9 protein-coding genes are annotated in these 10,627 nt (G+C 36.5%); 5 read left to right on the top strand and 4 right to left on the bottom strand.

The window, feature by feature from the left end; genetic code table 11:
* Positions 1 to 96 precede the first annotated feature (96 nt).
* A complete protein-coding gene (locus K7G79_RS14150) occupies positions 97 to 1,275 on the bottom strand; it encodes an acyl-CoA dehydrogenase family protein (RefSeq protein WP_223552254.1) in 1,179 nt (392 codons plus the stop codon).
* Positions 1,276 to 1,476: 201 nt separating this feature from the next.
* On the opposite strand from K7G79_RS14150, the gene K7G79_RS14145 reads away from it, so the two are divergent.
* Genes K7G79_RS14145 through K7G79_RS14130 form a run of 4 tightly spaced genes read left to right on the top strand, consistent with a single transcriptional unit; the run spans position 1,477 to position 7,973 of the window.
* Complete coding sequence (locus K7G79_RS14145; RefSeq protein WP_223552253.1) at positions 1,477 to 4,176, top strand: DUF1553 domain-containing protein; 2,700 nt, start codon at positions 1,477 to 1,479, stop codon at positions 4,174 to 4,176.
* 10 nt (positions 4,177 to 4,186) lie between these two features.
* Positions 4,187 to 5,656 carry a DUF1501 domain-containing protein gene (locus K7G79_RS14140; RefSeq protein WP_223552252.1) on the top strand — a complete coding sequence of 490 codons (1,470 nt, stop codon included), beginning with the start codon at positions 4,187 to 4,189 and terminating at the stop codon, positions 5,654 to 5,656.
* Between the two features lie 8 nt (positions 5,657 to 5,664).
* Positions 5,665 to 6,573: a sugar phosphate isomerase/epimerase gene (locus K7G79_RS14135; protein ID WP_223552251.1), complete on the top strand. Its 909-nt coding sequence runs from the start codon at positions 5,665 to 5,667 to the stop codon at positions 6,571 to 6,573.
* 23 nt (positions 6,574 to 6,596) lie between these two features.
* On the top strand, positions 6,597 to 7,973 hold the full coding sequence (locus tag K7G79_RS14130) for a c-type cytochrome domain-containing protein (protein WP_223552250.1): 1,377 nt from the start codon (positions 6,597 to 6,599) through the stop codon (positions 7,971 to 7,973).
* 5 nt (positions 7,974 to 7,978) lie between these two features.
* Here K7G79_RS14130 and K7G79_RS14125 read toward each other — a convergent pair whose 3' ends face one another.
* Positions 7,979 to 8,698, bottom strand: a complete 720-nt coding sequence (locus K7G79_RS14125) for a tRNA1(Val) (adenine(37)-N6)-methyltransferase (RefSeq protein WP_223552249.1) — start codon at positions 8,696 to 8,698, stop codon at positions 7,979 to 7,981.
* Positions 8,699 to 8,862: 164 nt separating this feature from the next.
* Between K7G79_RS14125 and K7G79_RS14120 the strand changes: the two genes are divergently transcribed.
* A complete protein-coding gene (locus tag K7G79_RS14120; protein ID WP_223552248.1) occupies positions 8,863 to 9,327 on the top strand; it encodes a DUF2383 domain-containing protein in 465 nt (154 codons plus the stop codon).
* A 1-nt stretch (position 9,328) separates the two neighbouring features.
* Here the strand turns inward: K7G79_RS14120 and rimM are convergent, their stop codons facing one another.
* A complete protein-coding gene (rimM, locus tag K7G79_RS14115; RefSeq protein ID WP_223552247.1) occupies positions 9,329 to 9,853 on the bottom strand; it encodes a ribosome maturation factor RimM in 525 nt (174 codons plus the stop codon).
* Between the two features lie 67 nt (positions 9,854 to 9,920).
* A complete protein-coding gene (locus K7G79_RS14110) occupies positions 9,921 to 10,439 on the bottom strand; it encodes a 30S ribosomal protein S16 (protein WP_223552246.1) in 519 nt (172 codons plus the stop codon).
* Positions 10,440 to 10,627: the final 188 nt, after the last annotated feature.

The following is a 10,627-nucleotide window of genomic DNA, read 5'->3' as shown; positions in this document are numbered from 1 at the left end:
GACACCATCTTCAATAATCTCATATGTAGAATGGTTGAGGCTAAAGCTATAAATCAATCAAAATTGGTAGGTAACTAAATGCTGACCTCTATAAAATTATTTAAAAGCATTAAGCCCTGTAATGTCCAGACCAGTAATTAACAAATGAATATCATGCGTACCTTCGTAAGTAATAACACTTTCTAGGTTCATAGAATGACGCATAATGCTATATTCACCAGTAATACCCATGCCGCCCAGCATTTGCCTAGCCTCACGGGCAATTTTAATGGCCATATCCACGTTGTTGCGCTTTGCCATAGATATTTGCGCCGAAGTGGCCCTGCCTTCATTGCGCAAAACGCCCAGTCGCCATGTTAGTAATTGTGCTTTGGTTATTTCGGTTATCATTTCAGCTAACTTTTTTTGCTGTAATTGGAATTGTGCAATGGGTTTACCAAATTGAATGCGTTCCTTACTATAACGCAATGCAGTGTCATAGCAATCCATTGCAGCTCCAATAGCCCCCCAGGCAATACCGTAACGTGCTGAGTCCAAACAGCCCAGTGGAGCACCCAGTCCCGATTTATTAGGTAATAGATTTTCCTTTGGGACTTTTACATTATCAAAGATAAGTTCTCCCGTAGCCGATGCGCGTAAGGACCATTTGTTATGTGTTTCGGGGGTTGAAAAGCCTTCCATGCCACGTTCTACAATAAGTCCGTGAATACGACCTTCTTCACTTTTAGCCCAAACTACAGCCACTTGTGCAAAAGGGGCATTACTAATCCACATTTTGGCACCATTTAATAAATAATGGTCTCCCTTATCTTTAAAATGTGTTACCATGCCTCCAGGGTTACTTCCATAGTCAGGTTCTGTAAGCCCAAAACAACCTATCCATTCACCACTAGCTAATTTGGGCAAGTATTTTTCACGTTGTTCTTCATTGCCATATTTCCAAATGGGATACATGACCAAGGACGATTGGACCGATGCTGTGGAACGCACGCCGGAGTCGCCGCGCTCTATTTCCTGCATGATCAACCCATAAGAAATTTGATCTAATCCAGCTCCACCATATTTCATGGGGATATAAGGGCCAAAAGCCCCTATTTCTGCTAATCCATTTATAATTTGTGTAGGGAATTCTGCTTTTTGCGCATACTCTTCAATAATAGGAGATACTTCACGCTTTACCCATTCCCGGGCAGCATCTCTAACCAACTTGTGTTCATCTGTTAATAAATCGTCTAAATTATAGTAATCGGGAGCTTCAAATAGGTCTGGTTTCATTCTATTTCCTTTATCTAAAATGCGTATTTCTTAAAACTAACACATAAATTTTATTAAATTCACAATAGTATTCAAATTTAATTAAAGCAAGTTAAACAGTGGTAAAAAAAAGTGTTATTATTAGGCGATTTCGAGTATTTTTAGAATCAAAGAGTTCTATTTATTGCAAAATCATTTTATAATTTAAAAATTAAATAGTTTTTGAAAACGATTTTTTTTAAATCCATAGGTTTTTGTTGGGTATTAGTTTTCATTTTTATCACTTCTTGTAAGGAAGATAAAATTGATTTCAATGCTCAGGTACGACCCATACTCAATAAGAATTGCATAAGTTGCCATGGTGGGGTTAAGCAGTCTGGAGGATTTGGTTTGGTCTTTAGGGAAAATGCTTTGGCTAAAACCATTAATGGTCATAGAGGTGTTGTTCCTGGCCATCCGGAAAAGAGTGAAATGATTTCTCGAATTACTCACAAAGACCCTGCAATGCGTATGCCCCTTGAAAGAGAACCGTTAAGTAAAGGGGAAATAGAAATACTAACCAAGTGGATTGAACAAGGGGCAGAATGGCAAGAGCATTGGGCTTATTTAAAACCACAAAAAGTGGAAGTAGCTATAGATGATTTGGGCTGGGGTGTTAATGAAATTGACTATTTTGTATTCAGCAAAATAAAAGCACATAACTTATCCCCAAGTAATCGAGCTGAAGCACCTGATTTAGTACGTCGACTTTACTTAGACTTATTAGGAGTGCCTCCAACAACCGAGCAAGCTAATGAGTTTATTAATAATCCTTCTGATGAAGCTTACGAAAGCTTGGTAGATACACTTTTGCAATCTCCTAAATATGGAGAACATTGGTCGAGTATGTGGTTAGATTTGGCTAGATATGCCGATTCTAAAGGTTACGAAGCTGATAGAGCAAGAGAAATTTGGCAATATCGAGACTGGGTTATAAAGGCTTTTAATAAAGATATGCCTTTCGATCAGTTCACAATCGATCAATTGGCAGGAGATTTATTGCCTAATCCAACAAAGGATCAATATATAGCCACTGCATTTCATAGAAACACATTGAATAATGGAGAAGGAGGAACCGATAATGAAGAGTATAGAATATCATCGGTAATAGACCGTGTAAATACCACATGGGAAGTGTGGCAATCTACAACCATGAGTTGTGTACAATGTCACTCTCACCCATATGACCCCATAAAACATAAAGAATATTATACTTCTTTTGCCTTTTTTAATAATACAACAGACTGGGATGTGCCAACGGAACACCCAATATATAGAGAGTATGACAGCATTAATGAGGCTGAACTTGAAGATGTGAAACAGTGGATAACTAAGGTTTCATCAATAACAGAAGTCAATAAGTGGGAGGCATTTATTCGTATTCAAGAACCTAAATTGCGTCCAGAGGATTTTGATGAAGCATTTAAAACAGTACATTACAATAGAGCTGGACAGGATTATATGGAAGTTAATAATGGGGCTTATGTAAAACTTGGAAGTGTAGATTTAAGTAATATCGATCGAGTTTATATAAATTACAGTCAACATACTAAAGTTAAAGGAAGATTATTGATAACAAAAGATAGTATCAATGGAGAGGTTATTGGTGAAGCTATATTGAACAAGTCTAATGGTTTTGAAAATCTCCCTATTAAGCTTACTAGTGGGGTTAAAACAGCTGATTTATATTTTCAATTTAGCAGCAAAGCAGAAAATTATTCATTCGCTTTAGATGGTTTTTTGTTAGTGAATAAATTACCTGCAAATGATGAGGCATCAAATGTAATTTATGGTAAAATAGACGCTTTGTTAAATGCTGGTTTTATACGATCAACACCAATTATGATTGAGAAACCTAAAGACTTTGGTAGACAAACCCAAGTTTTTGATCGTGGAAACTGGTTGGTGTTGGGAGATACAGTTCAGGCGGGTATTCCAAAGCTATTTAATGTAAACAATAGGTTGTTTAAGAACCGTTTGGATCTTGCAGAATGGTTAGTAAGTGACGATAATTATCTAACCGGAAGAGTGATTGTTAATCGGTTTTGGGCCAAACTATTTGGAAGAGGTATTGTGTTGACTTCAGAAGATTTTGGAACTCTTGGAGAGAAACCAACTCATCCCGAATTATTGGACTGGTTGGCACTTAAATTTTCTAATGATTGGCAATGGAGCATGAAGACATTAATTCGTAATATAGTGCTTTCGGAAACTTATAAACAAAGTGCTGTGATTAGTGAAGAAGCTAAGCAAAAAGATCCACAAAACCAATGGTTGGCTAGAAGTCCACGGGTTAGATTGTCAGCCGAGCAAATTAGAGATCAGGCATTAGCCGTATCAGGATTGTTAAGTGATAAAATGTATGGGCCGAGTGTCATGCCGTACCAACCAGAGGGTGTTTGGACAGTTGTTTATAGTGATGATATTTGGAAAACAAGTCCAAAAGAAGATGCTTATCGGCGAGGGTTATATACTTACTTAAGGAGATCGAGTCCTTATCCTTCATTTATAAGTTTTGATTCATCCGAAAGGGAAACCTGTTTGTCCAGAAGAATTAATACCAATACCCCTATACAAGCATTGGTAACTTTAAACGATCCAGTTTATTTTGAAGCGGCCATAAAATTAGCAGAGCAAATTATTGCTATAGAAGGAGATGGTAAGCTTAAAGTTGAAACTGCTTATAAGAAGGTAATGGGAAAAAGAATAAGCCCGGAAAAGTCTGAAATACTGGTAAAACTATTTGAAGACACTAACGCTTATTACAAAATCCATAGCGACGAAGCCAGGCAGTTAGTGAATTCTGATGATTTAGAATTGGCCTCACTAACTGTGATAATGAATGTTTTAATGAACATGGATGAATTTATTGTAAAAAGTTAAAGGTTACTCTATGGATTTATACAATGAAGCACGAAAGAAAAACTTAGAGTTTACCACACGGAGGCATTTCCTTAAAAAGTGTGGTACGGGATTAGGGGGTATTGCATTGGCATCACTAATGGGGCCGCAATATGTCTTTGGGAGTAATGGAATAGCAAAAAGTTTAGACCCTGTAGGCGTTCCACATTTTTTGCCTATGGCCAAACGGGTCATCTATTTACACATGGCCGGTGCCCCTTCACAGTTAGAGTTGTTCGACTATAAGCCTGCTTTACAAAAGCTTCACGGATTGGATTGTCCAGAATCACTTTTGAAAGGTAAACGTTTTGCGTTTATACAGGGAGTTCCCAAAATGTTAGGGCCTCAATTCGATTTCAAACAGTATGGACAGTCTGGAACTTTTATATCGGATGCTTTACCACATTTTAGTGAAATAGTTGACGATGTGGCTATTGTAAAATCAATGCATACGGATGAGTTTAACCATGCTCCAGCACAACTTTTATTACAAACAGGAAGCGCTAGGTCTGGAAGGCCTAGTATGGGTGCTTGGGTAACTTATGGTTTGGGATCGGAAAATGAAAATTTACCTGGGTACATGGTATTGGTTTCTGGAGGAAAAAATCCGAGTGCAGGTAAGAACGCTTGGGGCAGTGGATTTTTACCATCGGAATATCAAGGTGTTCAATGTCGAAATTCAGGTGACCCCATTCTCTATGTGTCCAATCCCAATGGCATGAGTCGGGATATTCGAAAAAAATCATTACAGGCGATAAACGAAATTAATAAAAGTCAATATAAGGAGTTTAATGATGATGAAACGCTCTCCCGTATTGCACAATATGAAATGGCTTTTAAAATGCAGGTATCTGTGCCCGAGGTTATGGATATTTCCAAGGAGCCTGAATATATACGTGAAATGTACGGAGTAAAACAAAGTGAAGCATCATTTGCAAATAATTGTTTGTTAGCAAGACGTTTGGTTGAACAGGGCGTTCGCTTTGTTCAGTTATATCACTGGGGATGGGATATGCACGGTGATAGTAAAGCAACGTCTTTAAATGAAGGGCTGAAATCGAAATGTGAAGAGGTAGACCAGCCAATGACAGCCCTAATAAAAGATTTAAAACAGCGAGGACTTTTAGACGACACCTTAGTGATATGGGGTGGAGAGTTTGGTAGAACCCCAATGCGTGAGAACAGAGGTGGGCGTGTTATGCCTTATTATGGAAGGGACCATCATACTGAAGCTTATAGTATTTGGATGGCAGGTGGTGGAATCAAAGGTGGTATTTCTTATGGGGAAACTGATGAAATAGGATATTATGGAATAAAAGATAGAGTTCATATTCATGATTTGCAGGCCACCATATTAAATCAGTTGGGAATAAACCATGAAAAGTTTACTTATAATTTTCAGGGTAGGGACTTTAGGCTTACCGATGTGCATGGTCGAGTAATTAAAGATTTACTTTTATAAAGCTACAGATGAAGCAAACTAGACGTCAGTTTTTAACAACAGCCAGTGCAGCAGGAGCGGGATTGGTTTTAAGCAGTATGGATATACCAAAATATACATCTCGAAAAAAAGAATTTTCACTTAAAATTTATGCAACCCGATGGGGTTTTAAAGGCTCTATGGATGCGTTTTGTAAAGAAGCCAAAAAAGAAGGTTACGATGGTATTGAGGATTGGTTTCCCAATAATGAAGCAGACGAACAGGTACTATATGAGGCTTTAGAGAAATACGACTTAAAATTTGGAGCCTTGACTGGGAGTAATGGAGGCAGTTTTATGGCTCATAAAGAAAGTTATAAAGCTAATTTAAGTAAGGTAATTTCCAGAAAACCAGATTTTATAAATTGTCACGCAGGGAAGGACTTTTTTACTTTTGAAGAAAGTAAGGAGCTAATAGAATTTGCAATTAATGAATCAAAGCGTTGGGGAGTACCTGTATATCAAGAAACACATCGTGGGCGTATACTATTTGCCCCTCATATATGTGAGCGTTTTATAGATGCCATCAAAGAACTTAAATTAACCCTGGATATTTCACATTGGTGTGTTGTGGCAGAAAGCTTATTAGAAAACCAAAAAGAAACTGTTGAAAAGGCATTGAAACGTACTTGTCATATTCATTCACGAATTGGACATGAGGAAGGGCCTCAAGTAAGTGAACCAAGAGCACCAGAATGGCAAAGAGCAGTTAATGCACATTATGTTTGGTGGGATAAGGTAGTGAATTATAAAAAAGAAGCCGGGGAACCATTAACAATGACTACAGAGTTCGGACCCACCAATTATATGTGGTCTATGCCATATACGCAACAACCATTAGCAAACCAATGGGCTATTAATGTGCATATGATGCATGAATGGCGTAAAAGATATTTGTAATAGCTATATTATAGTAATTCAATATGATACTTTTATTAGAGACAAATATCTATCAGTTTTTTGGCAGATTTCATACCATGCTTGTACATTTACCTATTGGGTTTGTTGTGTTAGCTATATGTTTTGAACTCATCTCATTAAAGAAAAAAATAGATTTCAATTTAACCATTAGCTATGCGTTTCTATTAGGGGCTTTATCGGGAATTTTGTCCGTTATTTTAGGTTTGATGTTAGCTTCGGAAGGGGGGTACAATGAGTCTACTTTAAATATTCATAAATGGACAGGTATATCCCTGACCTTAGTTGCTTTTGTCTTGTTTTATGTAAAAAGAAAACAAGCTTCGGTATTATGGGCCAAAAAGAGTTACCCTGTATTGGTGGTTCTTATTATGGGTTTGCTTTTTGTAGCTGGGCATAATGGGGGTAATCTTACACATGGAGCAGATTACCTGTTTGAACATGCTCCCAATGCTGTTAGAACGTTTGTGGGCATGAAACCCGTTAGAGAACGGGTAACAGATTTAGAGGAAGCCTTAGTTTATGAAGATGTGATCCATCCTATTTTCGAATCAAAGTGTAATGTGTGCCATAACAGTGACAAAGCCAAAGGAGAATTGTTGTTAAACGATGCTGAAGGGATAATGAAAGGTGGAGAAAATGGTGCGGTGATTGTTCCAGGAGATGTCAAGGCAAGTGAACTCTTTAGGCGTATAACCTTAAACCCAACACATAAAGATTTTATGCCAACTGAAGGGCGGACACCACTTACAAACGACGAAACCATGTTGTTACAATGGTGGATTGAAGAAGGTGCCACTTTTGAAAAAAAAATTGTAGAACTTAACCTTACCGATCGAACTAAAGGTTATTTAAAGGAAGTAGGTATAGGTCTGGAGAAAACTTTTATAGAAAGTTTAGATTTGCAAAGGGTTCATGATACAATTATTGCATCAATAAAAGCCGAAGGATTTAAAATTAATACAGTAACAAACAATAGTACACTATTGGATGTTAGTTACTCTCCTTATGCCAAAACACCTCTTACGAGTAAAAAAATGGATATGCTTTTAAAGGCAAAAACTAATGTGGTTTGGTTAAATCTGTCAGGGATAGATCTAAGTAAAGAGGTAATCTCTAAAATTGGGGGATTTAAGCATCTTGTAGAGTTCAGGGCAAGTAATACAAATTTCTCTAATACAGATGTAAAGCAGTTGGAAAATTTAAGGTATTTAGAATACCTCAATCTTTATGGTAATCCAATAAGTGATGCGAGTATAGCGTCTTTCACTAAACTAACATCTCTTCAAAAACTGTATTTATGGAAAACGAATTTCTCAGATGAAGGGTTAAAAAGTATTAGGGCTAATCTTAAGGAAACCGAAATAGTTTCAGGGATTTAAAAAGTCTACATGTTCAAATAAAAATCTTTGGTAAGATTAATATAGTCTTGGGTATATTGGTGACGATCGGTTTCTATAATTAAAATATCCTTGTTAATTGATGCACTTTCATCAAACGAAAAGGCTATTAAACTGCGTTTAATTTCTGAATTAGGGTTGCCTTTAATATGGAGAAAATGTTTTGGGAATAATCCAGTTTTAGATGCCAGTTCAATAAAGTGGTTTTCCTCTTTAAAAGGAATAACTACTGAAAACAAACCATTTTCAGAAAGCAATTTAGAAACACCATCAATCAAGTGATCAAAGGGCATAGCATCTTGAAATCTTGCCGTATCCCTCTGTGTATTATTTGTTTTAAAATCTTCGGTATAAAATGGTGGGTTCGAAACAATAAGATCGTATTGATCGTCAATTTCATTAACGAATGCTTCCAAAGATGCATGGTAGCAAAACAATCTGTTGTTCCATGGTGACTGTTCAAAATTGTCGACACACTGTTCGAAAGCATTGTTGTCAATCTCAATAGCGTCTATTAATTGAGCATTGCTGCGTTGCGCCATCATTAAGGCAACAATGCCTGTTCCTGAACCTATATCTAAAATTGAGTAAGGTTGATGGTGTACTGGGCTCCATGCGCCTAATAGAACGCCATCGGTGCCCACTTTCATAGCGCATCGATCTTGGTAAACTGTGAATTTTTTAAAAACAAAAGGGTTGTTGGACATTCTACATTTTTAGATGCCAAAAGTATTAATTTATAGCGTGTATTATAAAGATTAGTATACATATCTTAAAATGTTGAAAAATATGTTATTAAACTATGTTAAAATTTATAATTTGCACATCTGTTTTAAGTTATATTTACGTAAATGGATTAAAAAAGTAAAAAATGAAGGTGAAGCAATCAGAAAAAGTTATTACTAAGATTAATAATTTATTGGAAATGAATTTCGAGATTGAAAAGATTTATTTAGATTCTGTTGAGATCGTTAACGATAAAAGATTGAAAACTTTTTTTAGAGAACGCGCTTTTGAAAGAAATGAATTTGGAAGAGGGTTGCGTAAACAAATTATTAAGCTTGGCGGTGAACCCAAAAATTTCGATAAGTTAAACCGATTAAGCAGCAGGTATTATATTTTATGGAAGAATATTAGACCCATGCTTAATGATAATAGAGAAACAGAACTATTAGATCAAGTATGTAGTATTAAGCAATGGAGTATTGATAACTATAATAGTTTGTTGCAGGAAATTAACCTGTCGTTGTCTTTGTGTAAATTATTGGTGGGTCAACGTGATGCGCTCCATGTTAACATGAATGCCATAAAAGCCAAAGAAGCATTAGTAGCTTAACTTACAAGTACAAGTCGATTAACCCTTCGGGGGTTTCAACCAAAATAGTTTTAGTTTCCCTATTAACTTCAAGAATGAATTCATCATTCATGGGGATTAAAATTTCCTTTCCGTTATTATCAATTTCAAAAAGAGATTGGGCTGTCGAGTCGTTAATGGATTTTATAACACCTACATTACCATAGTTTTTATCGTTTATGGTAAAGCCAATAACCTCATGAAAATAGAATTTATTACCTTGTAGTTTAGGTAGTAATTCTAAAGGTAAGTATAAGTCACTTTTCAGGATGGCGTCCGCATCAGCTTCAGAGTTAACATCTTCAAACTTTATGCGCAGTAATTCCGATTTATGTAATTGGGAATGTTCAATAAAAAAGGGAATCAGATTGTTGCGAAGGTCTAAAAAAATGGCGTCTAAGTGCTCATAAAGTTCGGGTTGGTCTGTGTCTAGTTTGGCCAATACTTCACCTTTAAAGCTGTACTTCTTTACTATTTTACCTAGGTAGAAACAATCGTCTTTTTGCATGTCATTTTTGGGTATAAAAAACTCCGATAGTTCTATCGGAGTTTTAAAAGTATAAAAAAATAAATTTTTATTCCTCTTCGTTTGTAGCTTCAGTTTCAGCAGCAGGAGCTTCAACTTCTGCAACTTCCTCTTCAACAACTGGAGCAGCAGCGGCAATTCTAGCTTCGTTAACTGCTTTTTCGGCAGCAAGGGCTTCGGCCTTAGCTTTGGCATCAGCTTCCGATAAACCGTCAGCTTTAGCTTGTACTTTAGCAGCTTTTTCCTCTAACCAAGCATTAAATTTTGCTTCAGCTTGTTCTTCGGTTAAAGCACCTTTTTTAACACCTCCAGCTAAATGGTTCTTTAATAAAGCTCCTTTGTATGAAAGGATAGCTTTAGCGGTGTCTGTTGGTTGAGCACCATTCTGTAACCATTTTACAGCATCATCAACACTTAAGTCAATTGTTGCTGGGTTAGTGTTTGGATTGTAAGAGCCTAATTTCTCTAGGTACTTACCATCTCTTTTTGCTCGTGCATCTGCTGCAACGATCCAGTAAAAAGGTTTTCCTTTTTTACCGTGTCTTTGTAATCTAATCTTTACTGGCATAATAATTAATTAGTTGAGGTTCACGACCTCGGGTTATTAATAAGGGCGCAAAGATAGTGTATTTTTTTAATTTTTAGACTATTATTTTATCTTGAATCACTAGCGTCCAAAAGTTTTAATTTTAAAGTAGCCTGAGAATCCCGTATTTTAGATTTGTGATAAAAAAATACGAATTATGGGACTCTTCA

This window comes from Aestuariivivens sp. NBU2969 (assembly GCF_019931125.1).
GTDB lineage: Bacteria > Bacteroidota > Bacteroidia > Flavobacteriales > Flavobacteriaceae > Aestuariivivens > Aestuariivivens marinum.
The sequence above is the reverse complement of the archived record's forward strand: the minus strand, read 5'-3'. Positions and strand labels throughout refer to the sequence as shown.

Coding starts and splice junctions, on each gene's coding strand:
- K7G79_RS14120 (WP_223552248.1), top strand. CDS start 8,863: ATGAAGGTGAAGCAATCAGAAAAAGTTATTACTAAGATTAATAATTTA.
- K7G79_RS14125 (WP_223552249.1), bottom strand. CDS start 8,698: ATGTCCAACAACCCTTTTGTTTTTAAAAAATTCACAGTTTACCAAGAT.
- K7G79_RS14110 (WP_223552246.1), bottom strand. CDS start 10,439: ATGCCAGTAAAGATTAGATTACAAAGACACGGTAAAAAAGGAAAACCT.
- K7G79_RS14150 (WP_223552254.1), bottom strand. CDS start 1,275: ATGAAACCAGACCTATTTGAAGCTCCCGATTACTATAATTTAGACGAT.
- K7G79_RS14130 (WP_223552250.1), top strand. CDS start 6,597: ATGATACTTTTATTAGAGACAAATATCTATCAGTTTTTTGGCAGATTT.
- K7G79_RS14140 (WP_223552252.1), top strand. CDS start 4,187: ATGGATTTATACAATGAAGCACGAAAGAAAAACTTAGAGTTTACCACA.
- rimM (WP_223552247.1), bottom strand. CDS start 9,853: ATGCAAAAAGACGATTGTTTCTACCTAGGTAAAATAGTAAAGAAGTAC.
- K7G79_RS14135 (WP_223552251.1), top strand. CDS start 5,665: ATGAAGCAAACTAGACGTCAGTTTTTAACAACAGCCAGTGCAGCAGGA.